At 56.0% G+C, this 24,925-nt stretch carries 23 protein-coding genes; 10 read left to right on the forward strand and 13 right to left on the reverse strand.

Annotated features, from left to right (window positions below; all coding sequences use genetic code 11):
* Nucleotides 1-46: 46 nt before the first annotated feature.
* The 4 genes from proB to rplU all read right to left on the reverse strand — a co-directional run bounded on the left by proB (nucleotide 47) and on the right by rplU (nucleotide 3,393).
* Nucleotides 47-1,165 (reverse strand): glutamate 5-kinase, encoded by a 1,119-nt coding sequence (gene proB / locus AC27HQ_RS00385; RefSeq protein WP_487153840.1) that lies wholly within the window; start codon nucleotides 1,163-1,165, stop codon nucleotides 47-49.
* 343 nt (nucleotides 1,166-1,508) lie between these two features.
* The gene (gene cgtA, locus AC27HQ_RS00390) at nucleotides 1,509-2,711 is read right to left on the reverse strand and encodes an Obg family GTPase CgtA (protein WP_487153841.1); all 1,203 of its coding nucleotides are present in this window, start codon (nucleotides 2,709-2,711) and stop codon (nucleotides 1,509-1,511) included.
* An 89-nt stretch (nucleotides 2,712-2,800) separates the two neighbouring features.
* Nucleotides 2,801-3,058 (reverse strand): 50S ribosomal protein L27, encoded by a 258-nt coding sequence (rpmA, locus tag AC27HQ_RS00395; RefSeq protein ID WP_487153842.1) that lies wholly within the window; start codon nucleotides 3,056-3,058, stop codon nucleotides 2,801-2,803.
* A gap of 23 nt (nucleotides 3,059-3,081) precedes the next feature.
* Nucleotides 3,082-3,393: a 50S ribosomal protein L21 gene (gene rplU / locus AC27HQ_RS00400; RefSeq protein WP_487153843.1), complete on the reverse strand. Its 312-nt coding sequence runs from the start codon at nucleotides 3,391-3,393 to the stop codon at nucleotides 3,082-3,084.
* 288 nt (nucleotides 3,394-3,681) lie between these two features.
* Here rplU and AC27HQ_RS00405 point away from each other — a divergent pair, with 288 nt between their 5' ends.
* Nucleotides 3,682-4,650, forward strand: coding sequence for a polyprenyl synthetase family protein (locus tag AC27HQ_RS00405; RefSeq protein ID WP_487153844.1), 969 nt, complete (start codon nucleotides 3,682-3,684; stop codon nucleotides 4,648-4,650).
* Between the two features lie 134 nt (nucleotides 4,651-4,784).
* Here AC27HQ_RS00405 and bamJ read toward each other — a convergent pair whose 3' ends face one another.
* Nucleotides 4,785-5,396, reverse strand: a complete 612-nt coding sequence (bamJ, locus tag AC27HQ_RS00410) for a BamJ family beta-barrel-assembly machinery protein (RefSeq protein ID WP_487153845.1) — start codon at nucleotides 5,394-5,396, stop codon at nucleotides 4,785-4,787.
* Between the two features lie 189 nt (nucleotides 5,397-5,585).
* Between bamJ and trmA the strand changes: the two genes are divergently transcribed.
* The 5 genes from trmA (at nucleotide 5,586) to AC27HQ_RS00435 (ending at nucleotide 9,245) form a co-directional block, all read left to right on the forward strand.
* Nucleotides 5,586-6,674 carry a tRNA (uridine(54)-C5)-methyltransferase TrmA gene (gene trmA / locus AC27HQ_RS00415; protein ID WP_487153846.1) on the forward strand — a complete coding sequence of 363 codons (1,089 nt, stop codon included), beginning with the start codon at nucleotides 5,586-5,588 and terminating at the stop codon, nucleotides 6,672-6,674.
* Nucleotides 6,675-6,815: 141 nt separating this feature from the next.
* The gene (locus AC27HQ_RS00420; RefSeq protein ID WP_487153847.1) at nucleotides 6,816-7,295 is read left to right on the forward strand and encodes a GspH/FimT family pseudopilin; all 480 of its coding nucleotides are present in this window, start codon (nucleotides 6,816-6,818) and stop codon (nucleotides 7,293-7,295) included.
* 2 nt (nucleotides 7,296-7,297) lie between these two features.
* Nucleotides 7,298-7,828 (forward strand): type IV pilus modification protein PilV, encoded by a 531-nt coding sequence (gene pilV / locus AC27HQ_RS00425; RefSeq protein WP_487153848.1) that lies wholly within the window; start codon nucleotides 7,298-7,300, stop codon nucleotides 7,826-7,828.
* The gene (locus tag AC27HQ_RS00430; protein ID WP_487153849.1) at nucleotides 7,825-8,589 is read left to right on the forward strand and encodes a PilW family protein; all 765 of its coding nucleotides are present in this window, start codon (nucleotides 7,825-7,827) and stop codon (nucleotides 8,587-8,589) included. Before pilV ends, AC27HQ_RS00430 begins: the two co-directional genes overlap by 4 nt.
* Before the next feature lie 32 nt (nucleotides 8,590-8,621).
* Nucleotides 8,622-9,245: a pilus assembly PilX family protein gene (locus AC27HQ_RS00435; protein WP_487154176.1), complete on the forward strand. Its 624-nt coding sequence runs from the start codon at nucleotides 8,622-8,624 to the stop codon at nucleotides 9,243-9,245.
* 251 nt (nucleotides 9,246-9,496) lie between these two features.
* Here the strand turns inward: AC27HQ_RS00435 and AC27HQ_RS00440 are convergent, their stop codons facing one another.
* Complete coding sequence (locus tag AC27HQ_RS00440; protein WP_487153850.1) at nucleotides 9,497-9,775, reverse strand: hypothetical protein; 279 nt, start codon at nucleotides 9,773-9,775, stop codon at nucleotides 9,497-9,499.
* A 264-nt stretch (nucleotides 9,776-10,039) separates the two neighbouring features.
* On the opposite strand from AC27HQ_RS00440, the gene AC27HQ_RS00445 reads away from it, so the two are divergent.
* From AC27HQ_RS00445 to AC27HQ_RS00455, 3 genes are all read left to right on the forward strand, one after another.
* The gene (locus tag AC27HQ_RS00445; RefSeq protein WP_487153851.1) at nucleotides 10,040-13,114 is read left to right on the forward strand and encodes a pilus assembly protein; all 3,075 of its coding nucleotides are present in this window, start codon (nucleotides 10,040-10,042) and stop codon (nucleotides 13,112-13,114) included.
* Nucleotides 13,114-13,533: a type IV pilin protein gene (locus AC27HQ_RS00450; RefSeq protein WP_487153852.1), complete on the forward strand. Its 420-nt coding sequence runs from the start codon at nucleotides 13,114-13,116 to the stop codon at nucleotides 13,531-13,533. The genes AC27HQ_RS00445 and AC27HQ_RS00450 overlap by 1 nt, the downstream gene beginning before the upstream one ends.
* 67 nt (nucleotides 13,534-13,600) lie before the next feature.
* Complete coding sequence (locus tag AC27HQ_RS00455) at nucleotides 13,601-14,125, forward strand: GspH/FimT family pseudopilin (RefSeq protein ID WP_487153853.1); 525 nt, start codon at nucleotides 13,601-13,603, stop codon at nucleotides 14,123-14,125.
* A 27-nt stretch (nucleotides 14,126-14,152) separates the two neighbouring features.
* On the opposite strand, the gene argJ is transcribed toward AC27HQ_RS00455, so the two are convergent.
* The 3 genes from argJ to AC27HQ_RS00470 form a co-directional block, all read right to left on the reverse strand.
* The gene (argJ, locus tag AC27HQ_RS00460) at nucleotides 14,153-15,370 is read right to left on the reverse strand and encodes a bifunctional glutamate N-acetyltransferase/amino-acid acetyltransferase ArgJ (RefSeq protein ID WP_487153854.1); all 1,218 of its coding nucleotides are present in this window, start codon (nucleotides 15,368-15,370) and stop codon (nucleotides 14,153-14,155) included.
* Nucleotides 15,371-15,809: 439 nt separating this feature from the next.
* The gene (gene secA / locus AC27HQ_RS00465) at nucleotides 15,810-18,548 is read right to left on the reverse strand and encodes a preprotein translocase subunit SecA (protein WP_487154177.1); all 2,739 of its coding nucleotides are present in this window, start codon (nucleotides 18,546-18,548) and stop codon (nucleotides 15,810-15,812) included.
* Between the two features lie 206 nt (nucleotides 18,549-18,754).
* Entirely contained in the window at nucleotides 18,755-19,672 is a 918-nt protein-coding gene (locus tag AC27HQ_RS00470; RefSeq protein ID WP_487153855.1) for a M23 family metallopeptidase, read from the reverse strand.
* Between the two features lie 87 nt (nucleotides 19,673-19,759).
* Between AC27HQ_RS00470 and AC27HQ_RS00475 the strand changes: the two genes are divergently transcribed.
* On the forward strand, nucleotides 19,760-20,212 hold the full coding sequence (locus AC27HQ_RS00475) for a DUF721 domain-containing protein (RefSeq protein ID WP_487154178.1): 453 nt from the start codon (nucleotides 19,760-19,762) through the stop codon (nucleotides 20,210-20,212).
* Nucleotides 20,213-20,514: 302 nt separating this feature from the next.
* Here the strand turns inward: AC27HQ_RS00475 and lpxC are convergent, their stop codons facing one another.
* The 4 genes from lpxC to AC27HQ_RS00495 form a co-directional block, all read right to left on the reverse strand.
* Nucleotides 20,515-21,426 carry a UDP-3-O-acyl-N-acetylglucosamine deacetylase gene (gene lpxC, locus AC27HQ_RS00480; protein WP_487154179.1) on the reverse strand — a complete coding sequence of 304 codons (912 nt, stop codon included), beginning with the start codon at nucleotides 21,424-21,426 and terminating at the stop codon, nucleotides 20,515-20,517.
* Nucleotides 21,427-21,540: 114 nt separating this feature from the next.
* Nucleotides 21,541-22,737 carry a cell division protein FtsZ gene (gene ftsZ / locus AC27HQ_RS00485; protein ID WP_487153856.1) on the reverse strand — a complete coding sequence of 399 codons (1,197 nt, stop codon included), beginning with the start codon at nucleotides 22,735-22,737 and terminating at the stop codon, nucleotides 21,541-21,543.
* An 87-nt stretch (nucleotides 22,738-22,824) separates the two neighbouring features.
* On the reverse strand, nucleotides 22,825-24,054 hold the full coding sequence (gene ftsA / locus AC27HQ_RS00490) for a cell division protein FtsA (protein WP_487153857.1): 1,230 nt from the start codon (nucleotides 24,052-24,054) through the stop codon (nucleotides 22,825-22,827).
* A 9-nt stretch (nucleotides 24,055-24,063) separates the two neighbouring features.
* Nucleotides 24,064-24,924 (reverse strand): cell division protein FtsQ/DivIB, encoded by an 861-nt coding sequence (locus AC27HQ_RS00495; protein WP_487153858.1) that lies wholly within the window; start codon nucleotides 24,922-24,924, stop codon nucleotides 24,064-24,066.
* Nucleotide 24,925: the final 1 nt, after the last annotated feature.

Consider the following 24,925-nt stretch of genomic DNA (forward strand, 5'->3'; position numbering starts at 1 on the left):
GACCGGAAACGACGAAAGTCCAAGACAGCCTAAAAAGAGCCCGCTATCAGACCAAAACCAGATTATCCCGGTGCAACATTTCCGGCTCGTCGATATAACCCAGAATACGGGCAATGGACTCGGTCGGCTGACCAAGAATTTTCTCGGCATCCTGGGCGCTGTAGTTGACCAGGCCGCGCGCTACCTCACGCCCATCCGGACCGATACAGATCACCATCTCGCCTCGCCGGAAGTTACCCTCAAGCGCTGTCACACCCACCGGCAACAGGCTACGACGACCCGAGGTGAGGGCACGTACGGCACCCTCATCGATCATCAACCGGCCACGGGTTTGCAGGTGCCCGGCCAACCACTGCTTGCGTGCCGCCAACATGCCTTTCTCCGGCAACAGCAGGGTACCCAGCTCTTCCCCAGCCTGCAGCCGCTCTATGACGCGCTCGATACGCCCGCCGACAATCACAGTCCCTGCACCCGATCGCGCAGCCAGGCGCGCCGCACGCAGCTTGGTAAGCATGCCGCCGCGACCCAGCGCACCGGCACTACCGCCGGCCATGGCATCCAGGCTGGCATCATCGGCCATGGCCTGCTTGATCAGCTCGGCATCCACATCCTTGCCCGGGTCAGCCGTATACAACCCATCCTTGTCGGTAAGAATAACCAGCAGGTCAGCCTCAACCAGATTGGTGACCAGGGCGCCCAGAGTGTCATTGTCGCCAAAACGGATCTCGTCGGTCACCACAGTGTCGTTTTCATTGATCACCGGGATCACGCCCAGATCCAGCAAGGCCCGAAGCGTACTGCGAGCATTCAGATAACGCTTGCGGTCTGACAGATCATCATGAGTCAACAGCACCTGCGCGGTGGCCAACCCATGCTGCTGAAAGCTCGACTCCCAGGCCTGTACCAGCCCCATCTGGCCAATCGCAGCGGCGGCCTGCAACTCATGGATGGTTTTCGGGCGCTCGGTCCAGCCAAGCCGACTCATGCCGGCTGCAACCGCACCCGACGACACCAGCACCAGCTCGGCACCAGCCTTGCGCAGCCCGACCATTTGCTCAACCCAAATCGCCATAGCGGCTTTGTCCAAGCCGCGACCATCGCCGGTTAGCAGGGCACTGCCAATCTTGACCACCCAACGTCGGGCGTTGGTTACCTTGTCGCGCATATTCGATCCAGATGCATAGAGTCAGTTGAATGGCTGCATTCTACCTGATTCAAGGCCAGCGAGAATAAGCTTCAACACCAAGGAGCTTGTATCGAGATGGATTTCGGCACTCACGGGAGGGGTCCAGTAGCTACACAGAAATATTTGAAAGGAGGTGCCTGGAAAGGCCGAGTTCCACCTCGGCCAGCAGTGACTGCAAACTACTCTGATGTATCAACGGGGCTTCTGGTGTCCATCAAAACCTTTCGCGGCGAGGCCGCCGCTCCTACCCGACCTTGTATCTTGCGTTGGTCTTTTTGGTGGGAGCGGCGGCCTCGCTGCGAAACAGGCTCAAACAACGGCGTCACTGCACGTAGAAAATCTCCGGACCATCTTCATCGTCCTCGTCATCATCTTCGTCGTCTTCATCCAGCAGCCCCTGCTTGCGCAAGGCCTTGCGATCATCCAGCTGCTGAATATGAGCGCGCGCCTCTTCCTCGATGCGCTTGTCCAGATCAGTCACTTCGGCGGCGTACTCTTCGTCGTCTTCCATGCGCTCCCGACGCTCGTCGAGCCAGTTCATGACCGCCTTGGCCAGCTCTTCAGTACCCTGGCGCTCGGAGGCAGAGATCACGAATACCGGACCTTCCCACTCAAGACGCTCGACCACATCATCCAGCATCGCTTGCTGCTCATCTTCCAGCAACTGGTCGCACTTGTTCAGCACCAGCCAGCGCTCTCGCAGGGTCAGGGCCGGGCTGAACTTACCCAGCTCGTGGATGATGGTTTCAATCGCTTCCACTGGGTCACTGCCATCCGGCGGCACCATATCGACCAGGTGCAACAACAGACGGGTGCGCGACAGATGCTTGAGAAAGCGCGTACCCAGACCAGCACCCTCAGCAGCACCGGCAATCACACCGGGAATATCGGCAATCACAAAGCTGCGCAACTGACCCACATCCACCACACCGAGGTTCGGTACCATGGTAGTAAAGGGATAGTCGGCGACCTTGGGCTTGGCAGCTGACACGGCGCGGATCAGGGTGCTTTTGCCGGCATTCGGCAAACCCAGCAGGCCGACATCGGCCAACACCTTCAATTCCAGCTTGAGGTCGCGCTGCTCGCCCAGACTGCCCTGAGACGTCTGCCGCGGCGCGCGGTTAACACTGGACTTGTAACGGGTATTACCCAAGCCGTGAAAACCACCCTGGGCAACCAGCAGGCGCTGGCCTGGCTCGGTCAGGTCACCAATGATTTCCTGGGTACCGGCATCTATCACCGTGGTACCGATAGGCACCACCAGTACCAGGTCTTCACCCTTGGCGCCGGTACAATCCTTGCCGCGACCATTTTCGCCACGCTGGGCGTTGAAACGCCGCGTGTAACGGTAGTCCACCAGGGTATTGCAGTTGTCCGCTACCTCGAGATAGATCGAGCCACCGTCGCCGCCATCGCCACCATCGGGACCGCCCTTGGGAATGAACTTCTCCCGGCGAAAACTCATGCATCCGTTACCACCATCACCGGCCTTGACCGTAATGGACACTTCATCAACAAATTTCATCTGGCTCCCTCCCTGTCGGGATGGATTAAGGTTACTACAAACAAAAAAGCCCCGTCGTCAGACAGGGCTTTTCGAACCAGGGGCGCGGATCAGGCAGCTACGACATTCACGTAGCGACGACCGAACTTGCCTTTGACTTCGAACTTGACCACACCATCCGCCTTGGCGAACAGAGTGTGATCCTTGCCGATGCCGACGTTCTTGCCAGGGTGGAACTGAGTGCCACGCTGACGAACGATGATATTGCCTGCAACGATGGCCTGGCCGCCGTACAGTTTAACGCCAAGGCGTTTGGATTCTGAATCGCGACCGTTGCGCGTGGAACCGCCTGCTTTTTTGTGTGCCATGGGTGGTTATCTCCTCAATGGGCTTAGGCAGAGATGCCGGTAATCTTGATTTCGGTGTACCACTGACGGTGGCCCTGGCGCTTCATGTGGTGCTTCCGGCGACGGAACTTGATGATGCGCACCTTGTCATGACGGCCGTGGGAGCTGATTTCAGCTGTAACCTTGGCGCCTTCAACGACCGGGGCACCGATTTTTACATCGTCGCCGTTGCCGATCAGCAGAACGCGGTCAAAATCAATGCTGGAACCGGTTTCGGCTTCCAGCTTTTCAACTCTCAGGTATTCGCCTTCAGCAACTTTGTACTGCTTGCCGCCGGTAACAATGACTGCATACATGGTGCTTTCTCCGTAATCCTGCTCACCCGGCGCTTAGGTATAATGGTTAGTGGCCGGCATGGCTGCAAGTGAACCCGCCTATCGGGCCCGACCTTGCCATTGTCAAAACAGGGATGCTGTAAATCTGGTTTTCAGGGGCGTGGATTCTACGCAAGATTGCCCGCGCAAGCAAGCCTGAAAACAGCAGCATGAATACGCTTTAGACAACCGCCATACAAAGCTGGTTTTCTTGACAGCAACCGGCCTGCCGCCTAGCATGCCGCGCAACCTCCGAGGAATGTGCAGTTCATGTCTACCCTGCCTTTTTACAATGCAGTTACCGAGGATTTTGACGCCGTCAATCAGTTGATCATGCGTCAGCTACACTCCCGCGTTCCTCTGGTGGAAAAGATCGGCAGTTATATCATCAGCGCGGGTGGCAAACGCCTGCGCCCCCTGGTGGTCCTGCTTGCGGCCCGCGCCTGCGGCCTGAATGACCCGCGCCAGCACAGCCTGGCAGCGATTATCGAATTCCTGCATACCGCCACCCTGCTTCACGACGATGTGGTCGACACTTCGGACCAGCGCCGTGGCCGCTCCACCGCCAATGCCCTGTGGGGCAACGCACCCAGCGTACTGGTTGGCGACTTTCTCTACTCCCGCGCCTTTGAAATGATGGTTGAGCTGGGCGATATGCCGATCATGCGCATTCTGGCCAACGCCACCAATGTCATTGCCGAAGGCGAAGTACTGCAGTTGTCCAAGGTACGCGATGCCAGCACGGATGAAGCTACTTATATGGAAGTCATCCGCAGCAAGACAGCCATGCTGTTTGAAGCCTCAACCCACTGTGCCGCCCTGCTGGCCAACGCCAGTGCCGAACAGACCGAATCGCTGCGCCAATATGGCAATGCGCTCGGGGTGGCCTTTCAACTGGTTGATGACGTACTGGATTACAGTGGCGATGCGATCGCCATGGGCAAGAATGTCGGCGATGATCTGGCAGAAGGCAAACCTACCCTGCCACTGATCTACACCATGCGCGAAGGCACTGCAGAGCAGGCGGCACTGGTGCGCAAGGCCATTCAGTCCGGCGGCACCGATCAGATCGAGCCCATTCAGGCCGCCGTACGCGACTGTGGCGCTCTGGAGTACACATCAAAACTAGCACGTGATCAGGCCGATGAGGCCGTTCGCTTGCTGCAAAGCCTGCCGCCCTCGCGCTACCGCGATTCGTTGGAACAACTGGCTCGCTTTGCTGTAGATCGAGCTTATTGATCAGGCCAAATTAGTCCGCTTTCGCGCTCAAGCGCGCTCCTACAAAAATCAGGGCGTGCATGGCCCAGTAGGAGCGGGGCGGCCGGCGAGGCCTTGACCGCGAAAACCCGCTCCCATATAGCCCAGCTTCTAACTCACAGCACCTTCAACAGCTCAATATCAAACACCAGCGTGCTGTGTGGCGGGATGCTGCCGGCAGCGCGGGCACCGTAGGCCAGGTCCGACGGAATATAAAGGCGCCACTTGGCCCCTTCCTGCATCAATTGCAGGGCTTCGGTCCAACCGGCAATGACGCCGCCTACCGGGAACTCAGCCGGCTCGCCGCGCTTGTAGGAGCTGTCAAACACCTCGCCATTGATCAGCGTGCCTTCATAGTGGGTACGCACAGTGGAGCTGGCCACGGGCGTTTCACCACTGCCCTGACTGATCACTTCGTATTGCAAACCGGAAGCCAGGGTAACCACGCCTTCTCGCTTGGCATTCTCGGCCAGATAATCAACCCCGGCCTGCGCCGCCTGTTTTGCCGCAGCTTCGGCAACCGCCTGCATTTTTTCCTGCAATTCCTGAAAAGCCTGCTGCAGCGCCTGCTCATCGACCTGACTCGGCTGACCACCGAAGGCATCGCGCAGGCCAGCCACCACCAGATCAATCTCAAGGTCAGGCAGGTTGCTGCCGCGCAGTTGATCGCCCATCTGCCGGCCAATGCCGTAACTGACGCGCTGCTCGTTGCTGTTGATGCTGCTCATGGCGTTCTCCGCTGAAAAAAGGCCCACAAGCCTGACATAATCGCCCGGAAAATTCACCCAAAGGCGCAAATCCGCTATCATGCCGATCCTTTATTGCCATGCCGGATTGATCCTGCCCATGCAACTGCCTACCGTCAGTCGCCCGCTCGAGTCTTCGCTGGCAATCAACGCTTCAACAAGGGCGCACTGATGGGCCTCGAGTACGATCCGGATAATTACGAGCACCAGCTGGAGGCCAAGCGCGAGCGCCTGGTCACGCTGCTGAGGCCCTTTGACGCCCCCGAACCCGAGGTCTTTGCCTCGCCGAAATCGCACTTTCGTCTGCGCGCCGAGTTTCGCCTGTGGTACCAAGACGGTCAGGCGCATTACGCCATGTTTGAGCCCGGCGAGAAATACAAGGCCGTACTGATCGACCAGCTACCCATTGCCAGCAAGCGCATCAACGCGCTAATGGGCCCTTTGCTTGATGCCTGCCGGGCCAACCCGTTGCTGGGCCGCAAGCTGTTTCAGGTCGAGTTTCTGACCACCCTGTCCGGCGAAGCACTGGTTACCCTGTGCTACCACCGGCCCATCGATGAAAGCTGGGATCAGGCCGCCAATGAGCTGGCCGGTCAGTTGGGCATTCTGGTAATTGGCCGCAGCCGGGGCCGCAAGCGGGTGCTGCAGCGCGATCACGTGCTTGAGGAACTGACGGTAGCTGGCCGCCAATGGCACTACCAGCAAGCCGAGGGCGGCTTTACCCAGCCCAATGGCACGGTCAACCAGCATATGCTCAGCTGGGCCCTGGATGTAGCTGGCGACAACAACGATGACCTGCTGGAACTCTACTGCGGCAACGGTAACTTTACCCTGCCGCTGTCTACCCGCTTTCGCGAGGTCATGGCCACCGAGCTGGCAAAAAGTTCGGTGCACTCGGCCACCGCCAATCTGGCCCTGAACAACGTCAACAACGTCACCCTGGTGCGCCTGTCCAGCGAGGAAGTCACACAGGCACTGACCGGTGTGCGACCGTTCCGACGCCTGCAGGGCATAGACCTGAGCAGCTTTGAGTTCGGCACAGTGTTTGTCGACCCACCCCGAGCTGGACTCGATCCGGCAACCTTGGAGCTGGTGCGCGGCTATCAACGCATCATCTATATTTCCTGCAACCCTGAGACCCTGGCGGCCAATCTTCAAGGGCTCTCAAGCACCCACAAGATCAGCCGATGCGCACTGTTCGACCAGTTCCCCTACAGCCATCATATGGAGTCAGGGGTTTTGCTTGAGCGGCGAACATAGACCACAAACCCCTGAGTAAGCCAACTTCACGGCTAAACTTGTCAGACCGCCCGTCCCGGTAATAGCGCCTCTTATCACAAGCAGGTTGCTTGCCTGCCTGCTCGGGTTAAAGTTATCACTGGAAAAACGATGGAGGCTGAGATGCCAAGCGGACGCGAAAAGGGGTTCACCCTGATTGAATTGATGATGGTCTTGGTTCTATTGGCCATCGTAGCCTTTATTGCCGTGCCAAGCTTTGTCGGCCTGATTCGTGACAATCAGGTTCAGGCGCAGGCTGAAGAGTTCAATAGCCTGCTGCAGTATGCGCGTAGCGAGTCGGTGATTCGCCGTAGGGCGGTGAACGTCGATATTAACGCAGGTACCGGCCTGGTGGATGTCCTTGCGAACGGAGAGACATTGCGTTCGACCACACTCAATACTAATGGCATTTCCATCACATCGACCCATCCTCTCCTGTCATACCGACCAAATGGCACTTCTACCATCAATGCATATCGCGCCGTGTTCTGTCGCGATGGGCTGGCTGAAAAAGCCTTTGTAGTAACAGTTGTTGGCAGCGGCCGGGCGACCATGCACCCACGTGGTCGCGATGAATTTGGCAATGCACTGGGAGGCTGCTGATCATGATTATCAACAATCGCAAGACAGCAGGCTTCAGCCTTCTGGAAGTACTGATTACCCTGTTGCTGGTTACCGTTGGACTACTTGGCATGGTTGCCATGCAGGGTCGCAGCATTGCCTACACAACAGATTCATTGCATCGCACCCAAGCCGCCATTCTAGCCAATGAGTTGATTGAAATTATTCGCGCTACACCATCCAGTGTTGTCTCGGACGAAAATGCTTCATTGTATTTTACTGGCACCCTGCCTACTCCAGCTGCCGGACAGGAGTGCCTCGAACTCCCTGATAGCGACCTGATGGACCGGCAAATAGAATGCTGGGGTGACAAAGTACGCCGGCTTCTGCCCGGCACTGAAGATGCAGCTGTCAGCTCCCAGTTTTACGTTTGCCTCACAGATACACCGGGTAACTGTGGTAACGGCACAGCCCTTGAAATCCGACTGGCATGGCGCGCTGTTGGTTCCGAATGCCTCAACGACAACGCTGTGGATTCTGATATTTGTCTATACCGAGTAAGGACGCAAATATGATGCGCACTCTACAAGCCCAGCGCGGCCTATCGCTTATTGAATTGCTGGTTGCACTGGTCATCAGCAGCCTGTTGGTGCTGGGTATCGTGCAGATTTATGTCGATAACCGAAGCAACTATCTGTTTCAGCAGGGACAATCAGATAATAACGAGAATGCGCGCTACACCCTGCTGATTCTTGAAGAAGAGTTGCGCCGCGCCGGATACAGGATCAACCCCGATTCTGATCCGCGCTTCGTTTTCAGAGCTCAAACTGTCGGTCTGTGCACCTTCACTGAAGCTGAAGTCATCAACTTTGATCCGGCAGCGCAACGTATCTGCTTACGTTATGAACCTTACCTGCCAGGCATCAGCGCTTGCGACGGTATTGCACAGGCAGGCCCAGCCGAGCCCTATGACGCAAATACAGCCATTCCTAATATGGTTGTTGATCTGACTTACTTCGGCAACGAGCTGCAGTGTAACGGTCAATCCATTGTCAATGGTCTGGTCGACTTCCAACTTGAGTTCGGCGTCAGTAACAACGGCAGTCGCCAAACCGAACTCTTTACCTCCAGTCCCGCCGCAGGTGAAGAGATTCAATCTGTGCGCTTTGCCGCACTGATGAAGAGCCGCTACGAAAACCTGGCCGAGAACACAGAGAGTCTGGCTTATGAAACCTGGTATGAGACGCGCTACGGCACTGAAGGTGCAACTGCGCCAGACCGTGCCCTGTATCTCGTCACTGAAAACACTGTAAACCTGAGGAATCTGTCCAGATGAACAAATACCCCATCAGACTCCCTGCGTCACAGATGCCGAGCAGAGCCAATCAACGCGGTGCCGTACTGGTCATTGCCCTGATCTTTCTCTTGGTACTGACGACCCTCGCCGTGAGTAACATGCGCGAAGTTGCACTCGAATCGCGTATCACCGGCACACTTGTCAGTGAAAGGGCCTGCTTTAATGCAGGTGAAGCAGGCTTGCGTGACGGCGAATACCGTATTTCTGGAAAAATCAACACCGACGGACCTGGCAGCTACTCAGCAATCCCGATTGCCAAAGTCGGTGATGTATATGTACTCAATCAAACGAATGCATTGCAAGCTTGTCCAGACAATCTTGATCCTGAAGTACCCTGCATCATTGATGTCGAACCTGACGACATCACCTTCGAACAGGCCTTCGATCCAGCAGAAGCAGGCTATGCCGGCGTCAAACAATATAGTCCAGACGCAGACACCAGCTTTGATCAAAACATTGCCTGGTACGGCATACCGATCCTTGGTGGCGCCTCGCAGGCGCAATCTGAAAACCCTGAGTATGGCAACACGGCCGCAGGCATTGGTCCCGTTCGACATGAAGTTAATGCACGTGCCGTCGACGACAACAGCTGCGAAGTGCGCTTGCGCTCTACCACCCTTCGCGTGTACCTCTGACACCAGGACCCATGACCATGAAAACGCACAAGACCATTTCAAAGACAGTCCTGAGTTGCCTGGCCTTCAGCCTTTATCTTCACGCAGGAGTTGCCAACGCCAACCTGGATGTTAGCCAACAACCGTTGATGCTGGTCGATTCGGTTGCACCCAACCTGATCTTTACCATTGATGATTCCGGTAGTATGAAGCGCTCGCATGTGCCTGACACTATTGCCGACGACAATAACATGCGCACAAAGAGGGCCAAGTCAGCCAACTTCAACCCAGCCTATTACGATCCGAATACGACCTACATCATCCCCAAAGGGGTCAATACAGACGGCTCGGACATCCTCTATACCACCAGCTTTACTACCGCCTATCATATGGGCTTCCAAACCAGCTTCGGCAGCACCAACCTGAGTAACAACTATCGGGTCACCTGGTATTGCACCCGGGATGAAGTAGGTAACTGTAGTTATAACACCAATGGTTTTGGTGCGATCAATGAACTGGCTGACAACCCCACTGATGACTTCTTTATTCAAGTAAGCATCAGAAGGGACCAGACAATATCTGGAACCACTGCTGGTGGATTAGCCTATAGTATTACTCGTACAGCAAATGACAGATGCGAGTTTACTGGAGCAGGTTATTTCAACAACAGATCGGTTTGCTCTCAAACTTCGGGATCAAACGCAAGAACAGCCACCGTTGACCTGAGACAGCGATCAGTTGCTGCTTACTACTATGTTTTTGATACTGAAAGAGCAAACTGCAACGGCTCTGATACAGATGATGATTGCTATGAATTGAAGTTGGTAGAGGCGGCGGAACAACAAAATTTTGCGATCTGGTATTCCTTCTACCGTGACCGCGCCCTGGCCACCCAAAGCGCCGCCCACTTGGCTTTCTATGAACTGCCCTCCTCAGTTCGTTTTACCTGGCAGTCTTTGAACAACTGTACAAACTTCAATAACGGTTCAGGCTGTAACGACAACCGCTTCCGTATATTCGGCAATAGACAGAAATCCAACTTTCTTGAATGGCTGACGGATGTCAATTTTTCCGGAGGCACTCCGCTTCGCGAAAGTCTCGGTCGCGCAGGTGAGTTTCTCAGAACCAACGTGGCCTGGGCCAACGAGCCAAATCCCTTCACGGCAAGTGGCGGTACTTCTACAACTGTCAGGAGCCCCGAGTACAGCTGCCGCCCCAGCTTTCATATCATGATGACGGACGGGATATGGAATGGTGCTGATGGGTCTCCGTCACAAACACTGCGACCAGACCATAGCAACTTCAATCTGCCTGACAACGAAAGCTTTTCCGGTAGCCGCGCACCTTACGCAGACGCTACCACCAATACCTTGGCTGATCTGGCCATGCACTACTGGGCAACCGACCTGAATCCTGGTCTTGATAACGAAATCAAGCCCTATACGCGTTTTAGCAATGCCAATGCCGATACCCAATACTGGGATCCGCGTAACAACCCCTCTGATTGGCAAAATATGACCAATTATATGGTGGGTCTGGGCCTTAGTAGCGCGCTGAACGACCCGGATATCCCCTGGGACGACGACACCTTTAAAGGTGGCTACGCTGCTTTGTCTGCCGGCACTGAAGACTGGCCAGCAGCAGGCAGCGGCAGTGCCAACAACGTTTACGACCTTTGGCATGCTGCAATCAATTCGCGTGGCGAGTTTTTCAGTGCCGATAGCCCGGGCGAACTGGTTACCGCGTTCAATAACATCATCAACCGAATCGCAGAACGCACGTCAACGGCTGGTAAGCCGGGTGTTTCGTCATCTGTCAGCCTGGATGGCGGCGATATCACCAATGTGTCGATCATTAACCGAATCTTTGAGACCCGCTATGACAGTGAAGATGGCTGGTCAGGTGACCTGGTTCGTAAAGATGTTGTCCGCCTGAGCAACGGTGGCCAGCAAGTCAATGAAGTCTGGGCCGCATCGAGCAAGATTGACGCCCAGTCCACCAGCCGCAATATCTTTATGGCTGGCAACGGAACAAACGGTCTCAAGGACTTTACCTGGACCAACATTGGAACTGCCAACCAGAACCTGTTCAATCTGAACCCTGATGCCCTGACGAATACGGCCGACGGGCGTGGTGCCGCCCGCCTGAACTATATCCGTGGAGCGCGCACTGCCGAGGGTAATGGACCAACGGATTTCAGAACACGTAAAACCGTACTGGGCGATATCATCAACTCCAGTCCGGAAGTGGTCGGCATGGCGTCCAATGTGCCCTATCTGATGGACCGTATTGACGGCGATCGCGGTGATTACCTGGAGTATCTGATTCAGACCCAGTCACGCCCTGAACTGGTTTATGTCGGCGCCAACGACGGCATGCTGCATGCCATTTTCACTGGCACCGACACAGCCGCTAGCCCGGCATTTACCGGGGGGAGTGAGGCGTTTGCCTTTATTCCCAGTGCCGTCATTCCTAATCTACCCAAGCTCGCCGGACAAAGTTTTAAAGGCGGCGGTCACCGCTACTACGTTGACGGCTCACCTATCGTTAGGGACGTCTTCATTGGCGGCGAGTGGCGGACGGTTCTGGTAGGCACCCTGCGTGCCGGCGGCAAATCTGTATTTGCCCTTGATATCACAGACCCAGGCATTGATGGTTCAGGCGTAAAACTGTTGTGGGAAATCAGTAATCAGGATAGTGATTACGAAGATCTCGGCTTCACTTTTGCCAGACCGGAAATTGCTCGTCTGCACAGCGGCCAATGGGGTGTTCTGCTAGGTAACGGCTACGACAGCATCAACGGTGCTGCAGCCATGTATGTCATCGATATTGCCGATGGCAGCCTGCTGCGCAAACTGGAAGTGGATGACGGCACTGAAGGCACCAACGGTCTCTCCAGCGTGCGTGGTGCAGACAACAACAGTGACGGCGTGGTCGATTACGCCTATGCCGGCGATTTGAAAGGCAATGTGTGGCGTTTTGATCTGGTGCCTACAGGCAGCAGCAGTGCGCCAGACCCCTTTGCACGCTCGGTAGTCGGCACTGTAAACCCCAATGTATTCAAAGTGGCCTATGGCGGTCAGCCCATGTTCACGGCGGACTATAACGGCATACCACAAGCCATTACTGCTATTCCCTCACTTGTGCGGCATCCAACTCGTCGCGGCTATCTGGTGATTGTCGGTACCGGCAAGTACTTCGAGACGGCTGACAGCGCACCGGATACCAGCAAGGCAAACTCACTCTATGCCATTTGGGACAGATACAGTCGCGGCGAAAACACCACCGCTGCTCTGGCTTCCGCAAGCCGCAGCAATATGGAGGAGCGCAATATCACCAGCGAAAGCGTACAAACCTTCAACCGTGAAACCGGTGGTTCGGTAACCAGCACCATCCGCATTATCAGTGAGGGCGCCATCAACTGGTACAGCGAAGGGACAAGCCGTGCAGAAGAGGCCAACGAATCGGCCGTTGAACGGCGGGGCTGGTACCTTGATCTTGCGGTAGGCAATAGCCTTGAAGGAGAAATGCTCGTCAACGAAATGCTGGCTAGAGGCAACACACTACTGTTCAGTACCATCATCCCTGATGATGACCCCTGTGCCGATGGCTTAAATAGCTTTCTTTACGGCATAAACGCTCAGACCGGTGCTCGTCTGGCTTTGCCACCCTTTGATTTCAATCGCGACGGCCGTATCACTTCGGGTGATTTGACCAGTGCCGGATTGCCACCCTCTGGCATCCAGCTTCCAATTCCTGGCGGCATCCCATTGACCCGCGATGGCTTGATTTGTGGTAATGATGGCGTTTGTATTGAACTCATCCTTGATGCCACCCAGCAAGGTCGCACCACATGGCAAAATGTTCCGCCTCCGGAGGAAGAAAACTAATGATCCTTATGCGCCTAAGAGCAAGCAAGGGCTTTACCTTGGTAGAACTCATGATTGTGGTGGCTATCGTCGCGATTCTCGCGGCGGTAGCATTGCCGAATTATCGCGAATACGTGCTGCGCAATAACCGGGCTGAAGGACAGTCATTGCTAGTAGAGGCTGCTGCACGCCAGGAACGTTTCTACGCCCAGAACAATGCCTACGTTACTACTGACGCCAATCGTGGGCGTCTGGGCATAAATGAAGCCCGCTACGCCGACCTGTATGACCTGTCAGTAAGTACTCAGGCCAACGATGGAGGCTACACCCTGACGGCGACACAGAAATTCAGCGATGCCGACTGTGGCAATCTGACCCTGAACGCCGTTGGTACGCGTGGCCGCACAGGCTCCAAGGCACTGGAGGAGTGCTGGAAATAAGCATTTATCTCTGATCAATACGGGGGCAGCAGGATGCCGCCCCTTTGGTCGACTCACGGAGGACACTATGGCCACCCCGCACCGCGGTTTTACCTTGCTCGAGCTGCTTGTCACCCTCGGTCTATTGATAACACTGATAACCATTGGTATGCCTGCTTTATCAGGACTGGTTGAGCGGCAACGGCTGGATAGTGCAGTCGATACGCTTGGTCGTAGTCTTAATCTGGCACGCCAAGAAGCCATATTGCGAAATCAGGTGGTTACCCTGGCACCGCTGGAAGCCAATTGGATAGGGGACTGGGTAGTATTTGTCGACCTGAATCACAATGCTGAGCTGGATCCCGAAGAAACCGCGCTGCGGCATATTCCTGCGATGCCCAACCTGCGCGTAGTCAGCAACCCACCTGTGAGCGAGTATGTTCGATTCAATGGCCGGGGCGAGACCCAGCTATTGAACGGTGGGTTTCAGGCTGGGCGTTTTACACTCTGCCCGCGTAACCAGACAACAGCGGCACGGCACGTGATAATCAACAGTGTCGGGCGCTGGCGCGTCGAGCAAGGGCAGATTGACGTACCCGGTTGCCAGCCCTAGACCGAGCAACAACCGGGTTACCTCATCTCAGGTGCGGTATTCCGCGTTGATACGCACATACTCGTGTGACAGATCAGTGGTCCACAGGGTTTCACTGTGCTCGCCACGTCCCAGTTCGATACGGATACCGATCTCGGCCTGAGCCATGATCCGCGCACCCTGGTCCTCGGTATAATCCGCCGCGCGACTGCCGTTGCGGGTAATACAGACATCGTCGAGATACACGTCGATCTTCTCCACATCCAGATCAGGCACCCCGGCATAACCAACGGCGGCAAGAATCCTGCCCCAGTTTGGATCGGAGGCAAAGAGCGCGGTCTTGATCAGTGGCGAGTGGGCAATGGCGTAGGCCACGTCCAGGCATTCCTTGCGACTGCCGCCACCGTTGACGCGAATAGTGACGAACTTGGTGGCGCCTTCGCCGTCGCGAACAATGGCCTGGGCCAGCTCGAGCATAACCGCGTTGACTGCCTCGCAGAGCTGCTGATACTCGGCACTCTGCGGATCATTGATTTCAGCCATGGCCACCTGACCGGTGGCAATCAGCATGCAGGAGTCATTGGTGCTGGTATCGCCATCAATGGTAATGCGATTGAATGAGCGATCGGCAGCGTCGCGCAGCAGGCTCTGCAACAACGCAGGGCTGACCTTGGCATCGGTAGCGACATAACCCAGCATGGTAGCCATATTCGGTCTGATCATGCCGGCACCTTTGGAGATACCGGTGATGGTTACAGTATGCCCGCCGAGGGATATCTGTCGGCTGGCGCCCTTGGGCAGTGTATCCGTGGTCATGATTCCCTCTGCAGCTTGCGCCCAGTGATCCGCATCCAGGTCAGCAAGGGCCGCGGGCAAGGCCGCGATGACCTTGTCAGCCGGCAACAGCTCACCAATCACACCGGTACTGAAGGGCAGCACCTGCTGGAACTCGACGCCAGTCAGTTGGGCCAACGCTTCACAGGTCGTCAAAGCGGCCTGCATTCCCGGCTTGCCGGTGCCCGCATTGGCATTGCCGGTATTGATCAGCAGATAGCGCGGGGCATGCTTGAGGTGTTCACGGCACAGGCTAACCGGGGCGGCACAAAAGGCATTCAAGGTAAAAACACCGGCGATGCTCGCACCCTCAACCAGCTCCATGACCACGATATCCTTGCGGCCTACTCGCTTGATTCCGGCAGAGGCGATGCCCAAACGAAAACCTGGAACGGGGTGCAGAACAGGCAAGGGACCAAGACCGACGGGCATGGGTTATCTCCGAAAGAAGAAAAAGAATTGGGGCAAGAGTGTATCAGGAGTTAATGCCAGTGCAGAACAGGCTGGCAGAATAGTGCAGCGAGGTGCTGGCTAAGCAACATGGACGCAAAAGCTTCTGAATATGTCGCAGATCGTAGTATCGGGGTAAAACGCGATACTCGCGGGAAGCGCCCTGGGAGCGGCCGAGTTCCATCTCGGCCTGTGGTGTCGCTGGCAGCACCCCTATGTGGAGATGGAACTCGACACTCCCAGGTTGGCATATCCTGTATCAACCTAATCTGGCGAGGTAATCTGGGATCTTTACCCGAACCACATTCGCGGCGAGGCCGCCGCTCCTACCAGAAAAAGCTCTAGCATTGGTAGGAGCGGCGGCCTCGCCGCGAAGACCTGTCGGGGTACACCCAACAGGTCGAGTTTCAGCGGTGGTATATCAGCCTATCCGGCCGTGGCACTGCTTGAATTTCTTGCCTGAGCCACAATGGCAGGGGTCGTTACGCCCCAGTTTGGGGCCGTCACGGGTAATGGGCGCGGCTTGAGCCGGGGCGCCTTGAGTATTTGGCTCTGAGCTTTCGGCAGCAGCAGGAGCCAATTCGTCATGCTTGAACTGCATGCGTCTGGCCATTTCTTCCGCCTGACGACGCATCCGCGCCTCCTCTTCAGCCGGATCCTCACGACGCACCTGAATATGGCTGAGGATACGAATAGTGTCGTGTTTGATCGAGCTGAGCATTTCTTCAAACAGATTGAAGGCTTCGCGCTTGTATTCCTGCTTTGGATTTTTCTGGGCGTAACCGCGCAGGTGAATACCCTGACGCAGGTGATCCATGGTCGACAGGTGTTCCTTCCAGAGGTCATCCAGCGAACGCAGCAACATCTGCTTTTCAACCGTGCGCATGGTGTCTGCGCCAACCTTGGTTTCCTTCTCGTCGTAAACGGCGACCAGTTGTTCGAGAATACGCTGACGCAGACCGTCCTCTTGAAGGCTGTCATCCTCATCCAACCATTGCTGTACCGGCAGTTTCAGCCCGAGCTCTGCGGAAAGATGATGTTCCAGTCCCGGAATATCCCACTGCTCAGGCAGGCTTTGTGGCGGGATATACTGGCTGATTGCTTCAGCCACTACATCTTCGCGAATAGCCTTGATCGTCTCAGCTACATCGTTGGCCGCAAGGATGGCATTACGTTGCCCATAGATGACCTTGCGCTGCTCGTTGGCCACATCATCGTATTCAAGCAATTGTTTGCGGATATCGAAGTTACGACCTTCAACCTTGCGCTGCGCTTTCTCAATGGCATTGGTGACCATGCGATGTTCAATCGCCTCGCCCTTCTCCATACCCAGTGCCTTCATGAAGTTCTTCACCCGGTCAGAGGCAAAGATGCGCATCAGGCTGTCTTCGAGTGACAGATAGAAGCGGCTGGAACCCGGGTCACCCTGGCGACCGGAGCGACCGCGCAACTGGTTGTCGATACGGCGGGACTCGTGGCGCTCACAGGCAATGATATGCAAGCCGCCAGCCTGCAGAACCTGCTGATGACGCTGTTGCCACTCGGCCTTGATTTGCGCTACCAGCTCATCACCGGGGCTCTCGTGGCTGGCGACCTCGGCTTCCCAGCTACCACCCAGAATAATATCGGTACCACGACCCGCCATATTGGTTGCGATGGTCACGGCACCGGGGCGACCGGCCTGGGCAATGATCTCGGCTTCCTTTTCGTGGTACTTGGCATTCAGCACCTTGTGCGGAATCTTTTCCTTTTCCAGCAGTTTGGACACGGTTTCCGAGGATTCGATCGAGGCGGTACCGACCAGAATCGGACGCCCCTCACCCATGCAGTGTTTGATATCGGCACAGATGGCAGCAAATTTCTCGTCAATGGTCAGATAGACAAGGTCATTGTAATCCTTGCGGATCATCGGCTTGTTGGTAGGAATAACCAGCACATCAAGACCATAGATCTGACGGAATTCGAAAGCTTCGGTATCGGCGGTGCCGGTCATACCGGAGAGCTTGTTGTAGAGACGGAAATAATTCTGGAAAGTCGTCGAGGCTAAAGTCTGGCTCTCAGCCTGAATCTTCAGGCCTTCCTTCGCTTCGATGGCCTGGTGCAGGCCTTCGGACAGGCGCCGGCCAGGCATGGTACGACCGGTGTGCTCATCAACCAGGATCACCTGACCATTTTGCACAATATATTCGACATTCAGATGGAACAGCGTATGCGCGCGCAGTGCTGAATGGACATGATGCAGCAGGTTGAGATTCTGCGCCGCGTAGAGGCTGTCGCCTTCGGGCAGCAGACCCTCTTTGACCAGAAGCCCTTCAATGAACTGGTGACCCTCTTCATTCAGCTCAACCTGACGGGTCTTTTCATCGATATAGAAGTGACCTTCGACTTCTTCCTCACCCTCTTCCGGCAGGTAGCCGCGCTTGAGTTGCGGGATCAGCTTGTTAATCGCCTCGTACAAGCGTGAGCTGTCATTCGACGGGCCGGAAATAATCAGCGGTGTCCGCGCTTCGTCGATAAGAATAGAGTCAACTTCGTCGACAATGGCAAAGTTCAGTTCACGCTGGAACTTCTCATCCAGACTGAAGGCCATATTGTCACGCAGGTAATCAAAACCGAATTCGTTGTTGGTACCATAAGTAATGTCGCAGCGATAGGCTGCACGTTTGTCCTCCGGATCCTGAAAAGGCACTACCACGCCTACAGTCAAGCCAAGAAACTCATACAGGGGCCGGAGCAGGTTGGCATCACGGCGTGCCAGGTAATCGTTTACCGTGACCACATGCACACCCTTGCCGGAGAGCGCATTCAGATAAGCCGCCAAGGTCGCAACCAGGGTTTTACCTTCGCCGGTCTTCATCTCGGCGATGCGTCCTTCATGCAGCGCCATGCCACCCATCATCTGCACATCAAAATGGCGCATGCCCATGACGCGCTTGCTGGATTCACGGACCAGGGCAAAGGCTTCAGGCAGAATCGCATCAAGGCTCTCACCCTGCGCAACACGCTCCTTGTACTCGGCGGTTTTGGCCTTCAGCTGTTCGTTACTCAGGGCGTTCAGTTTTTCTTCCTGGGCGTTGATGCTGACCACAACCTTGCCCATGCGCTTCAACTCACGCTCGTTCTTGCTACCAAACAGTTTTTTCAATAAAGGCGCAAACATAGTCGACTTCGATATCCGTTTGAGGGTGGCGGCGTTGCGCACACAAGGCAGCGCCGAAACAAAGTTACGCATTCTACTCCGATTCAGCCGACACAATAAACCGTGGCGGACACGGCAGCCGGAGCAACAACGATTCAGGAGGCAAGACGATAGCTCTTCACAGGCAATACCCTGGAGAACAGGGTCGCCCGCAAAAAGACAGGAAACTAATTCAGAGCAATATAGCGAGCAGGATTGACGGCCATGCCATTGCGATAAATCTCAAGATGCAAGTGAGGACCGGTTGATCGGCCAGTTGAGCCTACGGTAGCAATTTGCTGCCCCTTGCTAACCAGATCACCCTTGTTCACCAACAGACTGTGTGCGTGGGCATAACGGGTCTTGTAGCCATCACCATGGGTAACTTCGATCATGTTGCCGTAGGCGCCATTGCGCGCAGAAAAAGTGACGACTCCGGCACCCACTGCATAGACAGGTGTCCCCCTTGGCGCAGCAAAATCAAGACCTGTGTGCATGGAAATACGGCCAGTGATGGGATCACTGCGACGCCCGAAGCCTGAGGAAACATAGCCTTCGTGAACCGGCATGAAGTCCAGCAGCGCATTGGAGTCCACCGAACGGTTCAGCATCAGCTGCTCAAGCAATTGCAATTGCTGGGTACGGTTGTCGACCCGATCAGCCAGGGCCTCGATGACCGATTGCAGATCGGGCTGCTCGTAGCGCATGGCTTGATTGGGAAATTCAGGACCGCCCACACCCGGATCGCTACTGAAGTCGAACTCGCCATCGGACAGCTCGGCCAACTGCGTCAAGCGCTCACCCAACGCATCCAGACGCATCAACCGGGTTTGCAGACGGGCGAGCTGCTGGGTCATATGTTCAAGCTGGGCCTGCGAGTCGCCTTGACTCTCCAGTTCGTACTCAGCGAGGGTTTCCTCCCAAAGTGCCTCATCTTCTACCTCGACGTAGCCCGCGGGGGCGTTCGAGGTCAATACATTCCAGGTCAGAATGGTCACCATCAGCGGCAACACCAGCAGAGCGCCAAGACCTGCCAGCAGAACAGGCAGGCCCAAGGTCAACGCCTTGGCCGCGCCATGGCGATCAGTCAAAATGATGATATTCACGCAAAACCCCCAAAGGAAAATCCACTCAATGCGCGAAGCGGTTCTGATACGATGACCGCTGACACATTACGCACTACTGGCCAAATCATGTCGTTTCATCCCCTGGATGCCCGTCGCCCCGGCGACCTGCTACGCACCCATGCAACCCTCAAGGGTCTGTATGCCCGCGCCCATGGGCTCGACAGACTGCAAGGTTTGCTCGACATGCAACTGGAACCGGCCGCCCGCGAACACTGCCGTGTCGCCTCACTGAATGAAGGCGTTTTACGGCTGATAGTGACTGACAGTCACTGGGCTACCCGCATGCGCTATCAGCAAAAAAGGCTGATTCGCCAGCTGCTGGCTTACAACGAATTCGCAACCTTAACCAAAATACACTGTAAGGTCCAACCTCCGCTGTTCAAAAAAACACCACCTGTTCACAAAATGAGAAAGTCACCTGTTGCTGCTCAAAGCCTGCAGGATACCGCCGAACACATTGCAGACCCGTCATTGAAGGCCGCGCTTGAGCGCCTCGCCAGGCATCATGGTGAACCCTGAAGACCCGTTAAAGCACATATCAAACGAACGTTTGACCGCCTGTCGATTTCTGCCATTGCCTGCCAAAAAACCTCTGGCCAGGTGTCAGCAATGTCGGAGCTGTTTGATATCGCTTTTCCGCGGCGAGGCCGCCGCTCCCACCAGAATTTAGCAACCCCCTCGGTAGGAGCGGCGGCTTCGCCGCGAACAGCCTTTCCCACCCCAAGCAAGCCTGAGGGGATCATAAGAGCAGAAATGACTTAATACTAAGCAAAAAAAATGGCCACCGAAGTGGCCATTGAAAAACGAAACGAAACGATAGATCAAACGGCGGCGGCAGGACGCATGAAGGAGATGGGTGCCGTGCCGGCGTCTTCAAAGGTTACAACTTCCCATGCATCCTTGTTGGCCAGCATGGCGCGCAGCAGTTTGTTGTTCAGACCATGACCCGACTTGTTGCCACGGAACTCGCCAACCAGGCTTTTGCCCAGCAAATAGAGATCACCGATAGCGTCGAGGATCTTGTGTTTGACGAATTCGTCTTCATAACGCAGGCCATCTTCGTTTAGAACACGGTACTCGTCGACCACAATGGCGTTGTCCACACTGCCACCGAGTGCCAGATTCTGCGAACGCAGATACTCGATGTCACGCATGAAGCCAAAGGTTCTGGCCCGGCTGACTTCCTTGACAAAGGAGGTGCTGGAGAAGTCAACGCTGGCAAACTGACTGCGACCGCGAAAGACCGGATGATCAAAGTCAATGGCAAAGGACACCTTGAAGCCCTCGAAGGGCAAAAAGCTGGCTGTTTTGCCGTCTTCTTCGACGGTCACTTCGCGCTTGATACGAATAAACTGTTTGGCGGCATCCTGCTCCTCGATTCCAGCGGACTGGATCAGGAACACAAAAGGACCGGCGCTGCCATCCATGATCGGTACTTCAGGCGCACTGAGTTCAACGTAAGCGTTGTCGATACCCAAACCGGCCATGGCCGAGAGCAGGTGCTCGACGGTATCCACCTTGGCACCATCCTTTATCAGGGTGGTGGACATGGTGGTTTCACCTACGAACTCGGCACGTGCCGGGATCTCGACCGCAGGGTCAAGGTCGACACGCACGAACACGATCCCGGTGCCTACAGGTGCCGGTTTCAGGGTGAGATAAACCTTTTCACCCGAATGCAGGCCTACACCGGTGGCCCGAATGATGTTCTTCAGTGTGCGTTGTCTGATCATGCTTGACATGGCTTCCGCTCTAGTTGCGAATTATTTTCAACAATATTGGCGCATATAATAGCAAGCTACGCCTCAATTGAACACCAATCAGCCCTATTCGTGTGATTGACAATATCAATCAGCCTGACGACGCAGGAACGCTGGAATGTCCAGATAATCCAGGTCATCTGCCGGCTGACTCAGTCTTGCCGCCGCCGCATTGCCAGCCTGACCGGCGGTATTGCGCATCACGGTAGGACGATCCAGCTCGCGATAGTTCGGCGCAGCTGCTTCAGCAGCCTGACGACTGGTTGTGGTGTTACTGACCGGTGCACTGACCGTGGTGTTGTCTACAACCTTGACCGGTTTATCGACCTTGGCGCCCAGACCGGTAGCAACCACGGTAACGCGCAGCTCATCACGCAGTTCCGGATCAATAACAGTACCCACGACCACTGTGGCCGAATCGGAAGCAAACTCTTCAACGGTGCTGCCAACTTCGGAGAACTCACCGAGCGACAGGTCAGGGCCAGCCGTGATGTTGACCAGAATACCGCGGGCACCCATCAGGTTGACATCTTCCAGCAGCGGGCTGCGGATGGCCGCTTCGGCCGCTTCACGGGCGCGGTTCGGACCACTGGCGTGACCAGTACCCATCATCGCCATACCCATTTCGCTCATGACAGTTTTCACGTCGGCAAAGTCGACGTTGATCATACCCGGACGCATGATCAGATCGGCAATACCCTGTACGGCGCCCAGCAGCACGTCGTTGGCCTTGCAGAAGGCTTGTAGCAGACTGGCGTCTTTGCCCAGCACGGTCAGCAGCTTTTCGTTGGGGATGGTGATAAGCGAATCCACGTGCTGGCTCAGCTCGCGGATGCCTTCTTCAGCAATCTGCATGCGCTTGCGGCCTTCGAAGGGGAACGGCTTGGTGACAACGGCAACGGTCAGAATACCCATTTCGCGAGCAACTTCAGCAACGATGGGTGCTGCACCCGTCCCGGTACCACCACCCATACCAGCGGTGATGAACACCATGTCGGCGCCGCGCAGCACTTCAGCGATACGCTCACGGTCTTCCATCGCGGCTTCACGGCCGATCAACGGGTTCGCGCCGGCACCCAGACCCTTGGTGACATTCGGGCCAAGCTGCAGCACGGTGCGTGCGCTGACGTTTTTGAGCGCCTGGGCATCGGTGTTGGCGCAGATGAATTCAACACCTTCGACATTGTTGACGACCATGTGCTGCAGGGCGTTACCGCCACCACCGCCCACACCGACAACCTTGATGACTGCGTTTTGCGCGACATTATCGATTAATTCAAACATGGTCCATCTCCTTGAGTACTGACTCGATCGTTTCGTTGTTTTACTGCTCTGCCACTTGCGTGACGTTGGCCCGCTTGAGCGGGTCTGTTAAAAATTGCCCTTGAACCAGCGCTTGATACGCAACAGCGGTGATTCGGTATTCTGTTCACTCTGTGCTGCACTGGCAGCCGCATGCCGGTTGCCGTAATGCAGCAGACCGACACTGGTGGCATAAATCGGGTTTCGCACCACATCGGTGAGCCCTTTGAACTCTTGGGGTACGCCCAGCCGCACCGGCATGTGAAAAATTTCTTCGGCCAGTTCAACCGCGCCTTCCATTTTCGCCGTCCCACCGGTGAGCACGATGCCGGCGGGGATCATGTCCTCAAATCCGGAACGTCGCAGTTCAGCTTGAATCAGGGTAAAGAGTTCGTCATAGCGAGGCTCGACCACCTCAGCCAGGGCCTGGCGCGACAAGTCACGAGGTGGCCGCTCGCCGACACTGGGAACCTTGATGGTTTCTTCCGGACCGGCCAGTTTGGCCAGTGCACAGGCGTAGCGGATCTTGATTTCCTCGGCGTACTGGGTCGGAGTACGCAAGGCCATGGCGATATCGTTGGTGACCTGATCACCGGCAATCGGAATAACCGCGGTATGCCGAATGGCGCCTTCGGTAAAAATGGCTATGTCCGTGGTCCCGCCGCCAATATCGACCATGCACACGCCCAGCTCTTTCTCGTCTTCGGTCAGGACGGCGTAGCTGGAAGCCAGCTGCTCGAGGATTACGTCCTCGACTTCCAGGCCACAGCGGCGGATACATTTTTCAATGTTCTGCACCGCATTCAGGGCACAGGTCACCAGGTGGACTTTGGCCTCCAGGCGCACACCGGACATGCCCAGTGGCTCACGCACGCCCTCCTGGTTATCGATCACGTATTCCTGCGGCAGGATGTGCAGCACTTTCTGGTCGGCCGGGATGGCCACGGCCTGACCGGCATCCAGTACCCGGTCGATATCGGCCTGCACCACTTCACGGTCACGAATGGCAACGATGCCGTGGGAGTTCAGGCTGCGAATATGGTTACCGGCAATGCCGGCAAACACCGAGTGAATCTGGCAACCAGCCATGAGTTCAGCTTCTTCAATGGCGCGCTGGATTGACTGCACGGTGGACTCGATATTGACCACCACGCCTTTTTTCAGGCCACGGGACGGGTGCGAGCCGATACCGACGATTTCCAGCTCGCCGTTCGCGCCGATTTCGCCAACCAGAGCCACCACCTTGGAGGTGCCGATGTCCAGTCCGACGATCATTCTGCTACCCTGCTTGCTTGCCATAAATACCCGTTACTCCCCCGTTGATTGCTCGGCTACCGGCTCACGCCAGGCCACCGCCATTGCATTGCTGTAACGCAGGTCGATACGCTCGATGCGCGACCGGTGTTCGGCCAGCATGTGCTGGTCGATAATCAGAAAACGCTGCATCTTGTCGACCAGATTGTCTCTGCCGAGCAGCACCTGAATCCCGTCCTGGGTAGTCAGAAACCAACTGCCGCGGTCGCGCAACTCCAGCAGCGCAACGCCCTGCCCATAGGGGCGTAACAGACGGTTGAACTGCTGGTAATATTCCATCACCCGGCGCTTCGCACGCTGCGGACCCACCAACTGCGGCAGGTCAGCGAAGGCCTGGATATCCTCAGGCGTAAAGGCTGTACCTTCATTGTTTAGTAAGGCCACATCGCCCCAGCGGGCAATCGGCAACTGCTCTTGCAGCTCTATGACCAGCTGATCTGGCCAGACCCGAGTGACCGTCACACCTGCCACCCAGGGCATGGCAGACAGGTCACTGCGGATTGCCTGCAGATCTATCCACAGGAAACGCTCGTTCAGATAAGGCTGAATGACGCCCTGTACCGCCTGTGGATCAATGTATTGCAGCTCACCCTGGACACTGACCAGCCGGATCGGCCGGTCGGCCAGCGGCCACAAGCGATTGCCGAGTTCATACAGGGCCACACCCAGTGCCACCAACAACAGTGGCCAGAGCAGTTGTTTGGTTCGATCCACCACGCCCTGAAGCGACGGGAAACTCAGGGTTGGCCATTGACGCGGGGACGATTGGGCCACGCGCACGGCACCGCGACCCGACACAGCGCGTCGAGTCGCAGGCTTGCCTGCGCGTGGATCCCGAATCAGTGTCCCCAGCATG

It is taken from the genome of Halopseudomonas sp. 4NH20-0008 (genome assembly GCF_057548395.1).

Excerpts from the sequence above, each read along its gene's own strand:
- cgtA (WP_487153841.1), bottom strand. The coding sequence starts at position 2,711 with ATGAAATTTGTTGATGAAGTGTCCATTACGGTCAAGGCCGGTGATGGT.
- secA (WP_487154177.1), bottom strand. The coding sequence starts at position 18,548 with ATGTTTGCGCCTTTATTGAAAAAACTGTTTGGTAGCAAGAACGAGCGT.
- argJ (WP_487153854.1), bottom strand. The coding sequence starts at position 15,370 with ATGCCCGTCGGTCTTGGTCCCTTGCCTGTTCTGCACCCCGTTCCAGGT.
- AC27HQ_RS00405 (WP_487153844.1), top strand. The coding sequence starts at position 3,682 with ATGTCTACCCTGCCTTTTTACAATGCAGTTACCGAGGATTTTGACGCC.
- ftsZ (WP_487153856.1), bottom strand. The coding sequence starts at position 22,737 with ATGTTTGAATTAATCGATAATGTCGCGCAAAACGCAGTCATCAAGGTT.
- AC27HQ_RS00495 (WP_487153858.1), bottom strand. The coding sequence starts at position 24,924 with ATGCTGGGGACACTGATTCGGGATCCACGCGCAGGCAAGCCTGCGACT.
- rplU (WP_487153843.1), bottom strand. The coding sequence starts at position 3,393 with ATGTATGCAGTCATTGTTACCGGCGGCAAGCAGTACAAAGTTGCTGAA.
- AC27HQ_RS00430 (WP_487153849.1), top strand. The coding sequence starts at position 7,825 with ATGATGCGCACTCTACAAGCCCAGCGCGGCCTATCGCTTATTGAATTG.
- lpxC (WP_487154179.1), bottom strand. The coding sequence starts at position 21,426 with ATGATCAGACAACGCACACTGAAGAACATCATTCGGGCCACCGGTGTA.
- AC27HQ_RS00420 (WP_487153847.1), top strand. The coding sequence starts at position 6,816 with ATGCCAAGCGGACGCGAAAAGGGGTTCACCCTGATTGAATTGATGATG.
- AC27HQ_RS00455 (WP_487153853.1), top strand. The coding sequence starts at position 13,601 with ATGGCCACCCCGCACCGCGGTTTTACCTTGCTCGAGCTGCTTGTCACC.
- AC27HQ_RS00450 (WP_487153852.1), top strand. The coding sequence starts at position 13,114 with ATGATCCTTATGCGCCTAAGAGCAAGCAAGGGCTTTACCTTGGTAGAA.
- AC27HQ_RS00475 (WP_487154178.1), top strand. The coding sequence starts at position 19,760 with ATGTCGTTTCATCCCCTGGATGCCCGTCGCCCCGGCGACCTGCTACGC.
- rpmA (WP_487153842.1), bottom strand. The coding sequence starts at position 3,058 with ATGGCACACAAAAAAGCAGGCGGTTCCACGCGCAACGGTCGCGATTCA.
- ftsA (WP_487153857.1), bottom strand. The coding sequence starts at position 24,054 with ATGGCAAGCAAGCAGGGTAGCAGAATGATCGTCGGACTGGACATCGGC.
- trmA (WP_487153846.1), top strand. The coding sequence starts at position 5,586 with ATGGGCCTCGAGTACGATCCGGATAATTACGAGCACCAGCTGGAGGCC.
- pilV (WP_487153848.1), top strand. The coding sequence starts at position 7,298 with ATGATTATCAACAATCGCAAGACAGCAGGCTTCAGCCTTCTGGAAGTA.
- AC27HQ_RS00435 (WP_487154176.1), top strand. The coding sequence starts at position 8,622 with ATGCCGAGCAGAGCCAATCAACGCGGTGCCGTACTGGTCATTGCCCTG.
- bamJ (WP_487153845.1), bottom strand. The coding sequence starts at position 5,396 with ATGAGCAGCATCAACAGCAACGAGCAGCGCGTCAGTTACGGCATTGGC.
- proB (WP_487153840.1), bottom strand. The coding sequence starts at position 1,165 with ATGCGCGACAAGGTAACCAACGCCCGACGTTGGGTGGTCAAGATTGGC.